Consider the following 17,121-nt stretch of genomic DNA (forward strand, 5'->3'; position numbering starts at 1 on the left):
ATTCGATCCCGTGATAATCGTGACCGAGATGGGGCGCCCACTCGGCCTGGTACGGATGGAGCGTCTGATGCTACGGCTCGCGGAAATGTCCACATGAGGCGAAACCGCTATTGGACCGCGCAGGCGCTCATGTCGCCGAGCCCAGCGGCCAGGAGCCATTCCGCGCCGGCAGAGATCATCGTCCGGCACCCGAGCATGAAGCAATTCTACTGTGGTGCGATCATGCACGACTGCGAGACGCGCATGATCGCCCCCACCGAAGACGATCTTCTCCGTTCCGTCGACACCCACGCGCAAGTTGATCATGGTATGACGGATATCCCGGAGTCGATGCTGGACGAGGTCCGCCAGACTATCCACGACGTAGAACCGGCGGACCACCACGACTAACCAGCGCCACCACCACGACCAGCCCGCGCGGGCACCGAACGGTCCCGGGCAGCCCGGTTCACGGCACTCACCACGGCCCGCAGGGACGCCGTCACGATGTTGGCGTCGATCCCGACTCCCCAGAAGATCCGGTCGTCGACGGCCACCTCGAGGTACGCGGCCGCTCGCGCATCCGCTCCCGAGCCCAGGGCGTGCTCGTTGTAGTCCAGAATCCGCACGGTCAGATCGCGGCTGGCGAGCGCCGTGACGAATGCGTCAATGGGGCCGTTGCCGGTTCCCGTGATCACCGTGTCGGCCCCCTGGAAACGGACCGAGACGGAGACCTCATCCCGATCGCCCGACGCCGCCGTCGTCCGGGAGCCCAGCAGTTCGAGCGGGCCGGACCCCTCCGCGCCGTCCAGGAAGTACTCGCTGCGGAAAATCGTCCAGAGTTCCTCGGCCGTCACCTCGCCGCCCGCGGAGTCGGTGTGGCGCTGTACGACACCGGAGAACTCGATCTGCAGCCGGCGCGGCAGGTCCAGGGAGTGCTCGGACTTCAGCAGGTATGCCACCCCTCCCTTGCCGGACTGACTGTTCACCCGGATCACCGCCTCGTAGGAGCGGCCGACGTCCTTCGGGTCGATCGGCAGGTAGGGCACCTCCCAGCGGGTCTGGCCGGTGCGCTCCATGGCCTCGAAACCCTTCTTGATGGCGTCCTGATGGGAGCCGGAGAAGGCGGTGTAGACGAGGTCGCCGCCGTAGGGATGACGGGGATGGACGGGCAGCTGGTTGCAGTACTCCACCGCGCGCCGGATCCCGTCGATGTCCGAGAAATCGATCATCGGGTCGATCCCCTGCGAGAACAGGTTCATCCCCAGCGTGACCAGGCAGACGTTTCCGGTCCGTTCCCCATTGCCGAACAGGCAGCCCTCGACCCGGTCGGCGCCGGCCAGCACACCCAGTTCCGCCGCGGCGACCGCGCAGCCCCGGTCGTTGTGCGGATGCAGGGACAGCACGACGGCATCCCGGCGGGTCAGGTTCCGCCCGACCCATTCGATCTGGTCGGCGTAGACGTTCGGGGTCGACATCTCGACCGTCGCCGGCAGGTTCAGCACGACCGGACGCTGCGGGGTCGGCGCCCACACGTCCATGACTGCCTCGCACACCTCCACCGCATAGTCGAGTTCGGTGCCGGTGAACGACTCCGGGCTGTACTGCCAGCGCACATCGGTGCCGTCCAGCAGTTTCTCGGCGTACTGGGCACACCACCGGGCGCCCTGCACCGCGATCTCGGTCACCCCCGCCCGATCAAGACCGAACACCACCCGCCGCTGCAACGTGGATGTCGAGTTGTACAGGTGGATCAGCGCCCGGTACGCGCCGACCAGCGACGCGGCCGTGCGCTCGATCAGGTCCTCCCGCGCCTGCGTCAGGACCTGGATGACGACGTCGTCCGGGATGCGATCTGATTCGATCAGCTGCCGGATGAAGTCGAAGTCGGTCTGGCTGGCCGCCGGGAACCCGACCTCGATCTCCTTGTACCCCATCGCCACCAGCAGCTCGAACATCTGCATCTTGCGGGCGGGGGTCATCGGGTCGATCAGTGCCTGGTTACCGTCGCGCAGATCGACACTGCACCATTGCGGGGCGCGAGTGATCGTCCGCTCGGGCCAGGCCCGGTCGGGAAGTGAGACGGGGACGAACGGACGGTACTTCTCGACCGGCATGCCGGACGGCTGCTGCGTGGTCATTCCTGCTCCTGCTTCCTCGAAAGAGTCCCCCGCGACCGTGATCGCACGGTTCGCGACGTGGGTGACTGGATGCCGGAGGATCCGCGGAGAATCAGCAGAGGAGCGTCAGGCCGCACCTGGACGCTGGACCGCCGGATGGCGAGGATCCCGACGCTGACACACGAAAACACCGCGACGGGGAAGCCAGCTCGGGTATCAGGCCCCGCCGCGGCGGCTAAGGAGAAGCAGCGCACGCATCGCGCACCAACATTACCGGATGTTCGGCCGACCGCGAGGAAACTCCGGTGCCGCGACGGCGCCGGGGACACGGAACTGACCGCTGCGGGGCCGCAGGTCGTCGGTGCGCACGGTGCACACGGCCGCGTGCGCACCGAGCTGCCAGCTGGGTTCGGACGGGTAGATCGTGCCAACGGTGCGGTGCGGAGTGCTGTCGACGGTTCCGGGAAACTCGCGCAGTGCTCCGGCACAGCGTTCGTCCGTCACCTCGGCGACCACCGACGCGCCAGGCCAGCGATGGAAGAGCACCGCCAGGTCGACCATCCGGGTGACCTCGTCGATGTGGGGCTCCCGGCAGCTCACCCGGACGGGCACCACCGGATCGACCGAGGCGGGCGAGCCCGCCGGATACGGGGTCCAGTTCAGGCAGTCACCCGGCCGCAGGGCCGCGAGCAGGTCCGGCCTGATCCCAAAGCCGGCGGGGGGACCGGTCAGCGTGCCGGTGGCAGCCGGTACGGCGGTCTGCTTGGTGGCCGCGGAGGACCCCGACGACGTGGTCGGCACCAGCCGTGCGACGGTCGGGCTGGTCCGGTTCGCCGTCTGCCGCAGGGCGACGACGGTGATGGTGATCATCCCGACGATGATGGCCATGAACGTGACCATTCGCGCGATCTGGCGGGGACGGCCCGGTGGTCTGGGCGGCGCCACCAGCCGATGGAAAAAGCCGGGCAGACCCCGGGAAGCTGGGACGACCTGACAACGGCTGGAAGCCGGCCGGCCGTGCTGCCGGCTGCGCTCGGCCGCGGACGGTTCGAGAAACCGGGCTCCGCGGACGAATCGCTCATCCAGGCGAAGCCCCTCGAACGGGTCCTGATGCCGCGACGCCATGCTAGCCACGGTAAACCCGACACCACGACTACGGCGCACGTTCCACGGAAAGATCACCTGGATCACGTCCCCATGCCACCGCTACCCGTACCCAATCGATCGCCTACCGTTGAGATCGCCCGCAGCTACCCCTGGTAAACCCCACCCAGCCCAGGTAATCCACGGCAACCCGAGGAACACCCCGGACCACCGAAGGCCCCCACGACTCCCCCCGCAAAATCGCCGAAGGTGCCTTTGCGGAGACCCCACACGGCGGCGAAGCCACCGTGTGGGGAAGGAGTCATTCGCTGCTGATGCTTACGGCCCTGGCGTAGGAAGCGCCGATGATCTTCGCGATCTCGGCCAGGATGTCGGGGGCGACCGCGTCGTCGAGCGACAGCGACATCAACGCCTCGCCGCCGGCCTGCAGGCGGCTGACCTGCGCACTGGCGATGTTGATGTGCGCCTCGCCGAGCAGGGCACCGACCGCGCCGACGATCCCCGGCCGGTCCTCGTAGCGGAAGAATGCCAGATGCGCCTCGGGCCGGATGTCGACCTCGAACCCGTCGATCGCGGTGATCTTCTCGACCTGCCGTGAGCCGACAAGCGTGCCGCTCACCGACACGGGCGTGCCGTCGGCGAGGACTCCTCGCACAGTCACGAGGTTGTGATAGTCGGGGCTGTCCTCGGCGGTCTCCAAGGCCACGTCGACCCCGCGCTCCTTGGCCAGCAGCGGCGCGTTGACGTAGGTGACCTGCTCCTCGGTCACGTCGGTGAACACACCCTTGAGCACCGCGAGCTGCAACACCGAGACGTCGTGCACGGCGATCTCGCCCCGCACCTCGACGGTGATCGCGGCGGCCAGGCTGCCCGCGAGGCCGGAGAAGAGCTGCCCGAGCTTCTCCGCAAGCGGAAGACCCGGCCGGAGGTCCTCGGCCACGACGCCACCGGCCTGCACGTTGACCGCGTCGGGCACGAACTCGCCTTGCAGCGCCAGCCGCACCGAGCGGGCGACGGCGAGCCCGGCCTTGTCCTGCGCCTCCTGGGTGGACGCGCCGAGGTGGGGGGTGACGACGACGTTGTCGAGCCCGAACAGCGGGGAGGCCGTCGTGGGCTCCTTGGCGAAGACGTCGATGCCCGCACCGCCGACCTGACCGGAGCGGACCGCCTCGGCGAGCGCAGCCTCGTCAACGAGGCCGCCGCGCGCCGCGTTGACGATGATGACACCGGGCCTGGTCCGGGCCAGCTCGTCGGTGCCGATCAGACCGAGCGTCTCCGGCGTCTTGGGCAGATGGATCGTGATCACGTCACTCTGCCGAAGCAGCTCGTCGAGGTCGACAAGGGTCACGCCGTGCTGCGCGGCACGGGCCACCGACACGTACGGGTCGTAGGCGATGACCTTCATCCCGAAGCCGGCGAGCCGCTGCGCCGCGAGCACGCCGATCCGCCCGAGGCCGACGACGCCTGCCGTCTTCTCCACGAGTTCGACACCGACGTACTTCGAGCGCTTCCACTCGCCGCCGCGCAGTGCCTCGCTGGCCGCGGGAACCCGCCGGGCGACGGCGAGCAGCAGCGCGATCGCATGCTCGGCCGCACTGACGATGTTCGACTGCGGCGCGTTGACCACCATGACACCGCGCTGGGTGGCGGCGGCGACGTCGACGTTGTCCAGCCCGATGCCGGCCCGGGCGACGACCTTGAGCTTTCCCGCGGTGGCGAGCACCTCGGCGTCGATCTTGGTGGCCGACCGGACGATCACGGCATCGACGTCGGCGATGGCGGGCAGCAACGCGGACCGGTCGGCACCGTCGACGTGACGAACCTCGAAGTCCCCGGACAGCACCTCCAGCCCGGCCGGTGAGAGCTCCTCGGCAACGAGTACGACAGGCACTGGACCTCTCCTAGCGACCTCGGGTCAGACCGGGAGGCGACGCGGAACGAGGCGTGATCACGTGGCCTTCGGCCTGGCGATGATGAACGTGGATACTGCGGACACCGCACGAGGCGGCGGGCCCAGCCTACCGACGCCCGCCGTGGACTCCGAGCCCTTTCCGCCGACCGACGGCGACGGCGTGCCCGGACGGGGACGGCACGCACCCGGGGACGGCGGCAGCGCACCACGGCCGCCCCCGAGAGGGCACGATCCGCCCGACGACCCGCGGGACCTACCTGGAGATCCAGAAATCAGGCGATCCAAGACATCATCGGCCGGAGCTTCGCGCCGACCTGCTCGATCGGGTGCTGCTTGCCCTCCGCCACGAGCTTGGTGAAATTCGGCCGACCGTTGTCGTCCTCGGCCACCCACTCGCGAGCGAACGCGCCGTCACGGATCTCGTCGAGGATCTTGCGCATCTCGGCCTTCACGGCGGGGGTGATGACGCGCGGGCCACGCGTGACATCGCCGTACTCCGCGGTGTCCGAGATCGAGTACCGCATCTGGGAGATGCCGCCCTCGTACATCAGGTCGACGATGAGCTTGAGCTCGTGCAGGCACTCGAAGTAGGCGACCTCCGGGGTGTAGCCCGCCTCGACGAGGGTCTCGAAGCCGGCCTGCACGAGCGCGCTGGCGCCGCCGCAGAGCACGGCCTGCTCGCCGAACAGGTCGGTCTCGGTCTCCTCGGTGAAGGTGGTCCTCAGCGCACCGGCCCGGGTGCCACCGATGCCCTTGGCGTAGGCCAGCGCGACGGCCAGCGCGTTGCCGCTCGCGTCGGCCTCCACCGCGACGAGGACGGGAACGCCCTTGCCCTCCTCGAACACCCGCCGCACCAGGTGACCCGGCCCCTTCGGAGCGACCATGAACACGTCGACGCCGGCCGGCGGCTCGATGAGCCCGTAGCGGATGTTGAAACCGTGCCCGAACGCCAGCGCCTTGCCCGCGGTGAGGTGCGGGGCGATGGACTCCGCGTAGATCGTGCGATGGGTGGTGTCCGGAGTGAGCAGCATGATGATGTCGGCCTCGGCGGACGCCTCCGCCGGGGTGAGGACCCGCAGGCCCTCTTCCTCGGCCCTGGCCCGGCTGCGGCTGTCCGCCGGCAGGCCGACCCGCACGTCGACACCACTGTCGCGCAGGTTCAGCGCGTGCGCGTGGCCCTGGCTGCCGTAGCCGATGACGGCGACCTTACGGTCGGCCAGGACGTCCAGCGAGGCGTCATCGTCGTAGTAGATCTCGACCATCGTGGGGAATCTCCTCGTTGAGTGGATGGGAAAAAGACGCGCGACGGTCCCGGTCAGGCCGGACGGTCGACTGCTCGCAGGCTGCGATCGGTGATCGAACGCGATCCGCGGCCGAGTGCCACCAGGCCGGACTGGACCAGTTCCCGGATTCCGAACGGCTCCAGCATGCGGATGAGGGCGTCCAGCTTGTCGCGGGTTCCCGTCGCCTCGATGGTGACGGCGTCCTGGGCGACGTCGACCACCTTGGCACGGAACAGGGCGACCGTCTCGAGGACCTGGGACCGCACCGACAGGTCGGCGCGCACCTTCACGAGCATCAGCTCACGTTGCACCGAGGCGGAGGTGTCCATCTCGACGATCTTCAAAACATTGATCAGCTTGTTGAGCTGCTTGGTCACCTGTTCCAGCGGCAGGTCCTCCACGACGACGACGATCGTCATCCGGGAGATGTCAAGCTGCTCGGTCGGCCCGACCGCGAGTGACTCGATGTTGAACCCGCGCCGGGAGAACAGGCCCGAGACCCGGGCCAGCACCCCGGGCTTGTTCTCCACCAGCACGGACAGGGTATGGCGGGTCATCAGATGTTCACCTCGGCGTCGCCGGAGTAGTCGAAGTCCGGCGCGGTGTCGCGCGCGATGCGGATGTCGTCGTTGCTGGCGCCGGCGGCGACCATCGGCCACACCATGGCGTCGGGATGCACGACGAAGTCCACCACGACCGGGGCGTCGTCGATCGCCATCGCCTTCTCGATCGTCGCGTCGACATCCGCCGCCGTCTCGCAGCGCAGCCCGACGCAGCCCAACGCCTCGGCCAGCCGGACGAAGTCGGGCACCCGCACCCTCCTGGACGCCCCTGCGCCCCGCCCAGACGCCCCTGCGCCGCCGGTCCGCGGGGAGTCCGGGTGCGTCCCGAGCTCCGTGTTGGAGTACCGCTTGTCGTAGAAGAGGGTCTGCCACTGGCGGACCATGCCGAGCGACCCGTTGTTGATGACGGCAACCTTGATCGGGATTCCCTCCAGCGCGCAGGTCGCAAGCTCCTGGTTGGTCATCTGGAAGCAGCCGTCACCGTCGACGGCCCACACCGTGGCGTCGGGGCGGCCGACCTTGGCGCCCATCGCGGCCGGCACGGCGTAGCCCATCGTGCCGGCGCCGCCGGAGTTCAGCCAGGTGTAGGGGTTCTCGTAGGAGATGAACTGCGCGGCCCACATCTGGTGCTGCCCGACGCCGGCGGCGAAGATGGTCTCCGGTCCCGCGATCTTCCCGAGCCGCTCGATGACGTACTGCGGGGCCAGCGAGCCGTCAGCCGGCTGGTCGTAGCCCAGCGGGTAGGTCCGGCGCCAGCCGTCCAGCGTCCGCCACCAGGCGGCGAGGCCCGGCCGCTCCTCCAGGACGAGCGCGGCGACGAGCTCGTTGATCACATCACGGCAGTCACCGACGATCGGCACGTCCGCGGGCCGGTTCTTGCCGATCTCGGCCGGGTCGATGTCGGCGTGAATGACCGCGGCACCGGGCGCGAAGGAGGACAGCCTGCCGGTCACCCGGTCATCGAAGCGGGCCCCGAGAGTGATCAGCAGATCCGCCTTCTGCAACGCGGTCACCGCGGCGACCGACCCGTGCATGCCGGGCATGCCCAGGTGCTGGGGATGGGAGTCGGGGAAGGCGCCGCGGGCCATGAGGGTGGTGACCACCGGGATGCCGGTGAGCTCCGCAAGTGTCCGCAGCTCCGCGGCAGCGCGGGCCCTGAGCACTCCCCCACCGATATAGAGCACCGGACGCCGGGCAGCACTGATCATCTTCGCCGCCTCGCGCACCTGCTTGCCGTGCGGGCGGGTGACCGGACGATAACCGGGCAGGTCGAGAGCCGGCGGCCAGACATCGTGCGGCAGCACGGAGGTGACCGACTGCAGGATGTCCTTGGGCAGGTCGACGAGCACCGGTCCGGGCCGGCCCGTCGCCGCCAGGTGGAACGCCTCCGCGATGATCCGCGGGATGTCGTCGGCGGACTGGACCAGGAAGTTGTGCTTGGTGATCGGCAGGGTGATGCCGCAGATGTCCGCCTCCTGGAAGGCGTCGGTCCCGATCGAGGGGCTGGGGACCTGCCCGGTGACGGCCACGATCGGCACCGAGTCCATGTAGGCGTCGGCGATCGGGGTCACCAGGTTGGTCGCCCCCGGCCCCGACGTCGCCATGCACACCCCGACCCGCCCGGTGGCCTGCGCGTACCCCTCGGCCGCATGACCCGCGCCCTGCTCGTGCCGGACAAGGACATGTCGCACTCGGGTGGAGTCGAACAGTGGATCATATGCGGGCAGGATCGCGCCGCCGGGGATGCCGAAGACCACGTCGGCTCCGACCGCTTCAAGGGAGTGGACGAGCGACTGGGCTCCGGTGATCTCTCGTGTCATCTGGTCGTCTTCCTTGACAGGCCGGGGATGTACGTGGCACGTGGCAATCTCGGCTGGCACTGCGGGACCGGCGGGACCGGGCCCGGCGGGCACGGCTCTGCCAGCTGAGCACGACCACGCAGGCTTGGCACGAGGCAGTGCTCACTGCACGAAAAAGCCCCTCGTGCCGAGGCACTGAGGGGCGGCGCACAGGTCGACGTCGTCGACTATGCGCGCTCTGAGCGTACGAGAATCCCGAGATGCACGGTTCTACCCTGCCGGAGTTCCCGGCCCACGTCAAGCATCGCCGGGCACCGGGTCCAGCCGGGCACCCGGTCCAGCCAGGTCATTGCCCGCCGGAGCCGGGCGCACCGATCTGGCCACCGTCCAACGCGGTGAGGAACCTGGCCGCGACCGGCGCGGCCGTCTCCGCGCCGAAGCCGCCGTCCTCGACGACCACCGCGAAGGCCACATCGCCCCGGTAGCCGACGAACCACGCATGGGTCGGCGGCGGGTTGCCGTCCTTGTACTCGGCGGTGCCGGTCTTCCCGAAGACCTCGCCGGGCATCGGGACCTTCGCGGCGGTGCCCTCGGTGACGACCGCCCGCATGAAGTCCCGCAGCGGGGGCAGCACCACGGGCGGGATGGGGTTGCTGCGCGCCGACTGGCCGACGACGAACGGCTGGCGCCAGGTACCGCTCGCGACCGCCGCGGCGACGCTCGCCATCTGCAGCGGGGAGACCTCGATGCGGGCCTGGCCGATCGACGCCGACGCCGACTCGACCACGTCACGCGGGGTCGGGAAGGTCCCCCCGACGCTGGCGATATCCAGCGGTGGTCGGCCGTCGAAGCCGTAAAGCTGGGCGGCCTTCTCCAGCGCGCCGTCCGGGAGTGACTCCTCCAGCCGGATGAACGCGGTGTTGCAGCTCCTGGCGAACGCGGTCCGCAGCGGGATGGGGCCGAACTGCTCGGACTCGGCGTTCTGGAAGGTCCGACCGCCGACGCTGACCGTCTGGGTGCAGTCCAGGGGCATGTCCGGCGCCTTGCCGTTCATCAGCGCGGCGGTGGCCGTCACGATCTTGAAGGTGGAACCCGGTGGGTACTTGCCCCGGACAGCCCGGCCCGACCCGCTGGGCGGATGGTTGGCCAGGGCCAGGATGGCGCCGGTACGAGTGTCGATCGCGACCATCGCCCCGGTCGGGCGGGCCGCGGTGGCCAGGGCCGCCTCGGCGGCCTGCTGGACCCGCAGGTCGATCGTGGTACGGATCGCCTCGCCGTCGGTCATCGGATAGGTGTGCAGCGTCTGCACGGTCGCGTTCTTCGCATCCCGCACGACGACCGCGCCGCCCTGCGCCCGCAGCCGGTCGTCGTACACCCGCTGCAACCCGGACAGCGGCGCCGTCCGACCGACGAGGTTGCCCGCCAGGTCGGAGGAGTCCCGTAGGGGCTGGCCCGCCACGTCGAGCAGGTCCCCCCGCTTACCTGTGGAGGCGGTCCGGTCCAGGTGCAGCCCTGGGCGCAGGGCCGGATGCACCGAGGGCGGATCAGCCTTCACCCGCCACCCGCCGCCGGTCGAGACGAGATGCAGCGCCCCGGTGTACTCCAGCGGCGTCGGCAGACCGGAGAGCGTGAGCCTGGCCAGGTACGGCACGGTCGCCGTCTCGCCGCTGCGGCTGATCGCGCCCGGGGTAAACGTAGCCGCTGTGACGAGCAGGCGGTCACGCACCTCGGCCATCGTGCCCACCAGGCGCGCGACGTCGATACTCCCGGGCGTGGAGACGGCGGCGACAGCCGCGGAGCCGGGGGTCGCCGTCCCACCGGAAGTCGTCAGCGTCCGCCAACCGGCCAGGTAGGAGTCGGCCGCGGCCTGGACCTTCCGGTCGGCGGCGCGGTTGTTCAGGACGTAGCCGACGCCGCCGGCGACGGCCAGCAGGACGACGACGACCGCGACGATGATCGCCGTCCGGCGGCCCCGGCCCCGGCGGCGGGAGGTTGACGCGGTGAAGCCGGAAGGTGTAGGGGGCACGGCGGCACGCTCTCCCCTCGATCGTGACACCCCGATGGGAGACCCACCCTATGGAGGCCTCCGGCCCTTCGCATCCGACGCGCCGTACGACGTCGGCAACCCGACACGCGGGTCCGACACAGCAGGAGAACGTGGTCCTCCCGAGCTCGGATCACGGAGAGGCAACCCACGGCACGGGGGACGGCGGCGACCGGTCGGACGTTTCTCGAACGAATGGCGCTAAAATCTGCGAATCATCTTGAATACGACAAATCGGGGATCGGGCGAGCGAGGGCCGGGAAGCCGAGGGCCGGGAAGCGGTGTCAGGAGACGCCGAGGCGCTCCAGCAGCAGTCGCCGCACGGCCGCCGCGTCCGCTTGGCCCTTCATCGCCTTCATCACCGCGCCCACCAGCGGACCGACGGCGTTCACCTTGCCACCGCGGACCTTCTCGGCGATGTCGGGGGCACCGAGGAGCGCCGCGTCGACGGCCGCGGTGAGCGCGCCGTCGTCCGCGACGATCGCCAGCCCACGGCCGGCGATCACCGCGTCGGGCGTGCCCTCACCGGCGAGCACCCCGTCGATGACCTTGCGGGCCAGCGCGTCGGTGAGCTCGCCCGCGGCCACCAGCGCGGTGATCCGGGCGACGTCGGTCGGGGTGATCTTAAGATCGCGCGGCTGGAGACCGGCGTCCGAAGCGCGCCTGGCCAGCTCGTTGAGCCACCACTTGCGGGCGGTCGCCGGGGCCGCGCCGGCGGCGATGGTCTCCTCGACCAGGTCGAGGACCGCGGCATTGCGCAGGTCCTGCAGGTCCCGCGCGGTGTAGCCGTGCTCGGCGATCAGCCGGGCCCGGCGCGCCGCGGGCAACTCCGGCAGGCCGGCCCGCAGCCGCTCGACGTATTCCGCGGGCAGGGCCAACGGGGTGAGATCAGGCTCCGGGAAGTACCGGTAGTCGGTGGCCTCCTCCTTGGAGCGACCCGACGAGGTGCGGCCCGACGCCTCGTCGAAGTGGCGGGTCTCCTGGATGATGCGCTGGCCGTCGTCGAGCAACGCGGCCTGCCGGGTGGTCTCGTAACGCACCGCGCGTTCCACCGACCGCAGCGAGTTGAGGTTCTTCGTCTCGGTGCGGGTGCCGAAGGGAGCGTCCGGGTCGCCGGGCGCCGGCCGCGGGCGCAGCGAGACGTTGGCGTCGCAGCGCAGCGATCCTTGCTCCATCCGGACGTCGGAGACCCCGAGCGCCCGGATCAGCTCCCGCAACTCATCCACGTAGGCCCGGGCCACCTCGGGGGAACGCACGTCCGGTTCGGTCACGATCTCCACGAGCGGGATGCCGGCCCGGTTGTAGTCGACCAGCGAGTGGGTGGCGCCGTGGATGCGGCCGGTGGCGCCGCCGACGTGCAGCGACTTGCCGGTGTCCTCCTCCATGTGCACCCGGGTGATGCCCACCCGGTGCACCTCGCCCTCGACCTCCACGTCGAGCCAGCCGTTCGTGCACAGCGGCTCGTCGTACTGGCTGATCTGGAAGTTCTTCGGCATGTCGGGATAGAAGTAGTTCTTGCGCGCGAACCGGCACCACGACGCGATCTCACAGTGCAACGCGAGTCCGATCATGACCGCGAAGCGCACCGCCGCCTCGTTCACCACCGGCAGGGAACCCGGCAGCCCGAGGCACACCGGGCAGACCTGCGTGTTGGGCTCGGCACCGAAGGCTGTCGCGCAGCCGCAGAACATCTTGGAAGCGGTGCCGAGTTCGACGTGCGTCTCCAATCCGATCACCGGCTCGTAGCGGGCCAGAACGTCGGAGTAGGACGGCAGCGCGCCGGCGGGAGCCACTGTGCTCACCGGATGAACTCCTCATGGGTCGCTGGGTGGGCGGGTGTCGCGGACGTGCACGTAGGTGAGGAACACCGCGGCAGGTAGGCCGAGCACTCCCCAGACGAGCAGGACCGGGTTGAGCGTGGCGATGCCGAGACCCAGCACCAGCATGGTGAGCAGCCACACCACGCCCACCAGGAACCGGTCCTGTCGGCCGCTGCGCAGACTCACCATCGCCGTTTCCTTCCCTTCCCTCGCGGTCGGCGGCCCGTCACCGCGGCCGCCACACCCGGAACACGGATGACCCGCGAGAGCGCCGGGCGCCCGCTCACAGCGCCGGGACCTCGTCGAGCAACGGATGGCCGCGTTCGACGTCCAACGCCTCCTCCAGCGCCCCGCCGACCCGGTAGAGCCGGTCATCGGCGAACGGCGGCGCCATGATCTGGATACCCACCGGCAGCCCGTCCACGAGCCCGGACGGCAGGCTCATCGCCGGGCCGCCCGCGAGGTTGGACGGGATCGTGCACAGGTCCGACAGGTACATGGCCACCGGATCGTCGACCTTCGCGCCCAGCGGGAAGGCCGGTGTCGGGGTGGTGGGCGAGACCAGGACGTCGACCTGCTCGAACGCGGCGGTGAAGTCGCGGCTGATCAGCGTACGGACCTTCTGCGCCTGGCCATAGTAGGCGTCGTAGTACCCCGAGGACAGGGCATAGGTGCCCAGGATGATCCGCCGCTTCACCTCCGGGCCGAAGCCGGCTTCGCGGGTGCGGCTCATGACCTCCTCGGCCCCGGCCCGACCGTCGTCGCCGATCCGCAGCCCGAAGCGCATCGCGTCGAAGCGAGCCAGGTTCGACGAGCACTCGCTGGGCGCGATCAGGTAATAGGCGGGCAGCGCGTAGCTGAAGTGCGGGCAGCTCACCTCGACGACCTGGGCGCCCAGGCCCGTCAGCGCCTCGACCGCGGCGGCGAAGGCGGCCTCGACCCCCGGGTCGTACCCGTCGCCGGCGAACTCGCGGACCACACCGACCCGCATACCGCGGATGTCGCGCTGCCGTGCCGCCGCCACGACCGCGGGAACCGGCGCGTCGACGCTCGTGGAGTCCAGGGGATCGTGGCCGGCGATCGCGGCGTACAGCAACGCCGCGTCGGTCACCGTGCGGGTCAGCGGGCCGGCCTGGTCCAGCGAGCTGGAGAAGGCGACCAGCCCGTAGCGGCTGACCCCACCGTAGGTGGGCTTGACCCCGACCAGACCGCAGAGGGCTGCCGGCTGACGGATGGAACCGCCCGTGTCGGTGCCGAGGGCGAGCGGCGCCTCGAAGGCGGCGACGGCCGCGGCGCTGCCGCCGCTGCTGCCGCCGGGGATGCGGGTGACGTCCCAGGGGTTGCGGGTCGGCCCGAACGCCGAGTTCTCGGTCGACGAGCCCATGGCGAACTCGTCCATGTTGGCCTTACCCAGCAGGACGACGTCCGCGGCCCGCAGCCGGCTCACCACCGTGGCGTCGTACGGGGGACGCCAGCCCTCGAGGATGCGGCTGCCGCAGGTGGTGGGCATCCCTCGGGTGGTGAAGACGTCCTTGAGCGCCAACGGCACCCCGGCGAGCGGCCCGAGGCGCTCCCCGGCCGCGCGCCGGTCGTCGACCGACCGGGCCGCGGCGAGCGCGCCGTCGGCGTCCACGTGCAGGAAGGCGTGGACGGTCTCGTCGACCTTGGCGATGCGGTCCAACGCCGCCCGGGTCGCCTCGACGGCACTCAGCCTGCCGGCGGCGATCGCGGCCGCCGTCGCGGCGGCGGACAGGCGCACGACGTCAGTCGTGCCGGGAGGTGTCGGGTTCTCCGTCATGTTCTCCGTCATGCGGGCGGCGACCTCATTCGTCCGGATCGAGGATACGGGGCATCCGGAACCGCCCGTCCTCGGTGGCGGGGGCACCGGCCAGGGCCTCGGTGACGGGCAGCGACGGGCAGATGGTGTCCGGCCGGAAGACGTTGGTCAACGGCACGGCGTGGCTGGTCGGCGGGATGTCCCCGGCGGCGATCTCGGAGACTCGGGCGACCGCGGACAGGATCGCCTCGAGCTGCGGTGCCAGCGCATCGAGCTCGTCGCCGGTCACCGACATCCGCGCCAAGCGGGCGAGGTGAGCCACCTCGTCCCGAGTGATCGCCATGGCGTGTGGCCCCTTCGTGGGCGGTGGGCGCGGGGCCCGTGACTGGTCCTGGGCGCCGCGACGGATGCGGGAACCGGAACCGGGAGAGGCCGGATGCACCCCTGGGGCGCCCCGGGCGGACGGTCCCGGACCGGACGCATCGCCGCGTCGACGTGATGTCATCGTACGGGCCGCGGCGGGACCCCCGCGGACGCCGCCCCCCGCTGCTCTCCTGGCCCAGGCCGCCCTTCGGGGTTTCCGTCACCTCACCTTCGGCGAGGTTCCTGTGCTGTGGTCCTGGGGGAGCCGCCGGCCGGGCGGGGACGTTATCTTCGCGTGACCGGCCGGCCATCCCGCCGACATGCTCTTTGCGCATGCTCAGCTACATGTCGTATCTGCTTCGCCTCGTGCTGCCGGACCGCCCTGGAGCGCTCGGCGCGGTGGCCACGGCCCTGGGCAGGGCGAGCATCGACATCGTCAGCATCACCGTCATCGAGCGCACCGCCGACGGAGCCGTGGACGATCTGCTCGCGCTTCTGCCACCGGACGGCCTCGCCGATCGCGTCCTCACCGCCGCTCATTCGGTTCCAGGCGTGATCGTCGAGTCGCTTCGGCCATTTCTCTCGCCGACGGGGGCGGTATCGGCAACGACCTCGACCTGGTGGACGCCATGACCGATCGGCCGCACGACGCCGTGGCGACCCTGACGGACCTCGCGCCCGGCGTCTTCCACGCCGACTGGGCGGTGCTGCTGGAGCACGTCGGGCCGGACGACATCAGGGTCCGGGAAACCTCGGTGGGCGCTCCGGCCCTCGGCGGGGACGATCTCGGTGTCCCCGAACGGGTCCGGTTACCCCTGCCCTGGCTGCCGCTGGAACGGCCGCGGCGGATCGGGGCCGAGGATGGCGCCTTCCCGCCTCGCTGGCGGGCGGTCAGCATGGAACTCGCCGCGGCCCCGGTCGGCGGCGACCGGTTGGTGATCCTGGTCGGGCGGCCCGGCGGCCCCCGGTTCCGCTCCTCCGAGATCGACCGACTGGCCCATCTGTCGGGCATCGCCGCGAGCCTGACCAGGACGGACCGTTTCTGAGTGGGGGAGCCTCCCCGGGTTATTCCACCGGGATCTCGGCCTTCTCGGGACCGTCGGCGGGAACGGCGAGCTTGCTGGCCGCGTCGACCCCCTGCGCCAGCAGAACGGCAAATCCGGCCTCGTCCAGCATGGGGATCCTGAGACTGCGCGCCTTGTCGTACTTCGAGGCCCCCGGATCCGCGCCGACGACGACGGCGGTGGTCTTCCTACTCACCGAGCCGGTGACCTTGCCGCCGCGCGCCTCGACCGCCTCCTTGGCCGAGTCGCGGCTCCAGTCGGTGAGCGTGCCGGTGATGACGACGGTGACGCCGTCGAGGGGACGTGGGCCCTCCTCCGCGCCGACGTCGGCGAGCCGTGCCCCGCCGGCGGCGATCCTGGCGAGGATGTCGCGGTGCCGTTCATCGGCGAACCAGTCGAGCACCGCGCCGGCGATCTTCGGACCGACCCCTTCGACCGCGGCGAGGTCCTCGGCCGACGTGGCGGCGATCGCTTCCAGCGACCGCAGTTCCCGGGCGAGCGCCCGCGCCGCCGTGGGCCCGACGTGGCGGATCGACAGGCCGACCAGCAGCCGCCAAAGTGGCCGGTTCCGCGCGGCCTCGACCCCCCACAGAATCTGGTCGATCTTCTTCTGCGCGAACCCGCGCAGCCCCTCGAAGGACTCGGGCGTCAGGTGGAAGATGTCGCCGATGTCACGCACCCGGCCCGCCTCGAGCAGGGCGATCGCCGTCTCATACCCGAGCCCGTCGATGTCCATCGCCCCCCGGGATGCGAAATGGAAGATCGACTCCCGCAACTGCGCGGGACAGGAGACGGTGTTCGGGCAACGGATGTCGACCTCGCCCTCGGGCCGCACCAACTCGGTGCCGCACTCCGGGCAGCGCGTGGGCATCACGAAGGCCCGCTCGGAACCGTCTCGCAGGTCGACGACCGGGCCGACGATCTCCGGGATGACGTCCCCGGCCTTGCGCAGGACGACCGTGTCCCCGATGAGCACCCCCTTGCGACCGACCTCGTCGATGTTGTGCAGGGTCGCGAGGCCCACCGTGGACCCGGCGACCAGGACCGGCTCCAGCTCCCCGAAGGGGGTCACCCGGCCGGTGCGGCCCACGTTCACCCGGATATCGCGCAGCTTGGTCGTGACCTCCTCCGGCGGATACTTGTAGGCCACCGCCCAGCGGGGGGACTTCGAGGTGGAGCCCAACCGGCGTTGCAGGGCGAACGAGTCGACCTTGACGACCACTCCGTCGATCTCGTGCACCACGCCGTGGCGCGCGTCGCCCCACCGGTGCACGTAGTCCAGCACGCCGGGCA

At 70.5% G+C, this 17,121-nt stretch carries 15 protein-coding genes and 1 pseudogene; 3 read left to right on the forward strand and 13 right to left on the reverse strand.

All coding sequences use genetic code 11. The annotated features are described in order from the left end of the window. Positions 1-195: 195 nt before the first annotated feature. Positions 196-390 (forward strand): DUF1059 domain-containing protein, encoded by a 195-nt coding sequence (locus AC08ON_RS00625; RefSeq protein ID WP_476605998.1) that lies wholly within the window; start codon positions 196-198, stop codon positions 388-390. On the opposite strand, the gene leuA is transcribed toward AC08ON_RS00625, so the two are convergent. The 12 genes and pseudogenes from leuA to gatC form a co-directional block, all read right to left on the reverse strand. After that, positions 387-2,120 (reverse strand): 2-isopropylmalate synthase, encoded by a 1,734-nt coding sequence (gene leuA / locus AC08ON_RS00630; RefSeq protein WP_476605997.1) that lies wholly within the window; start codon positions 2,118-2,120, stop codon positions 387-389. The two genes, AC08ON_RS00625 and leuA, sit on opposite strands and share 4 nt — an antisense overlap. Positions 2,121-2,369: 249 nt before the next feature. Beyond that, entirely contained in the window at positions 2,370-2,987 is a 618-nt protein-coding gene (locus tag AC08ON_RS00635) for a septum formation family protein (protein ID WP_476606027.1), read from the reverse strand. A gap of 150 nt (positions 2,988-3,137) precedes the next feature. Continuing rightward, positions 3,138-3,224 (reverse strand): annotated as a pseudogene (locus AC08ON_RS00640) (SCO2583/SCO2584 N-terminal domain-containing protein); the annotation flags it as partial. Between the two features lie 280 nt (positions 3,225-3,504). After that, positions 3,505-5,094: a phosphoglycerate dehydrogenase gene (gene serA / locus AC08ON_RS00645; RefSeq protein WP_476605996.1), complete on the reverse strand. Its 1,590-nt coding sequence runs from the start codon at positions 5,092-5,094 to the stop codon at positions 3,505-3,507. 293 nt (positions 5,095-5,387) lie between these two features. After that, positions 5,388-6,377 (reverse strand): ketol-acid reductoisomerase, encoded by a 990-nt coding sequence (gene ilvC / locus AC08ON_RS00650; RefSeq protein ID WP_011438014.1) that lies wholly within the window; start codon positions 6,375-6,377, stop codon positions 5,388-5,390. Positions 6,378-6,430: 53 nt separating this feature from the next. Further along, a complete protein-coding gene (gene ilvN / locus AC08ON_RS00655; protein ID WP_011438015.1) occupies positions 6,431-6,955 on the reverse strand; it encodes an acetolactate synthase small subunit in 525 nt (174 codons plus the stop codon). After that, positions 6,955-8,829 carry an acetolactate synthase large subunit gene (locus AC08ON_RS00660; protein ID WP_476606026.1) on the reverse strand — a complete coding sequence of 625 codons (1,875 nt, stop codon included), beginning with the start codon at positions 8,827-8,829 and terminating at the stop codon, positions 6,955-6,957. Before AC08ON_RS00660 ends, ilvN begins: the two co-directional genes overlap by 1 nt. Positions 8,830-9,106: 277 nt before the next feature. Continuing rightward, complete coding sequence (locus tag AC08ON_RS00665) at positions 9,107-10,786, reverse strand: penicillin-binding transpeptidase domain-containing protein (RefSeq protein WP_476605995.1); 1,680 nt, start codon at positions 10,784-10,786, stop codon at positions 9,107-9,109. Between the two features lie 302 nt (positions 10,787-11,088). After that, positions 11,089-12,606, reverse strand: a complete 1,518-nt coding sequence (gene gatB / locus AC08ON_RS00670) for an Asp-tRNA(Asn)/Glu-tRNA(Gln) amidotransferase subunit GatB (protein WP_476605994.1) — start codon at positions 12,604-12,606, stop codon at positions 11,089-11,091. Between the two features lie 12 nt (positions 12,607-12,618). Then, entirely contained in the window at positions 12,619-12,813 is a 195-nt protein-coding gene (locus AC08ON_RS00675) for a hypothetical protein (RefSeq protein WP_476605993.1), read from the reverse strand. A 94-nt stretch (positions 12,814-12,907) separates the two neighbouring features. Next, entirely contained in the window at positions 12,908-14,434 is a 1,527-nt protein-coding gene (gene gatA, locus AC08ON_RS00680) for an Asp-tRNA(Asn)/Glu-tRNA(Gln) amidotransferase subunit GatA (protein WP_476605992.1), read from the reverse strand. A gap of 13 nt (positions 14,435-14,447) precedes the next feature. Next, positions 14,448-14,744 carry an Asp-tRNA(Asn)/Glu-tRNA(Gln) amidotransferase subunit GatC gene (gene gatC / locus AC08ON_RS00685; RefSeq protein ID WP_476605991.1) on the reverse strand — a complete coding sequence of 99 codons (297 nt, stop codon included), beginning with the start codon at positions 14,742-14,744 and terminating at the stop codon, positions 14,448-14,450. Between the two features lie 353 nt (positions 14,745-15,097). Here gatC and AC08ON_RS00690 point away from each other — a divergent pair, with 353 nt between their 5' ends. After that, a complete protein-coding gene (locus tag AC08ON_RS00690; protein WP_476605990.1) occupies positions 15,098-15,397 on the forward strand; it encodes an ACT domain-containing protein in 300 nt (99 codons plus the stop codon). Next, positions 15,394-15,810: a hypothetical protein gene (locus tag AC08ON_RS00695; protein ID WP_476605989.1), complete on the forward strand. Its 417-nt coding sequence runs from the start codon at positions 15,394-15,396 to the stop codon at positions 15,808-15,810. The genes AC08ON_RS00690 and AC08ON_RS00695 overlap by 4 nt, the downstream gene beginning before the upstream one ends. A gap of 19 nt (positions 15,811-15,829) precedes the next feature. On the opposite strand, the gene ligA is transcribed toward AC08ON_RS00695, so the two are convergent. Then, on the reverse strand, positions 15,830-17,121 hold a 1,292-nt coding region (ligA, locus tag AC08ON_RS00700; RefSeq protein WP_476616279.1), incomplete at its 5' end, for an NAD-dependent DNA ligase LigA.

The sequence above is a fragment of the Frankia sp. CoWAU3 genome (genome assembly GCF_977971855.1).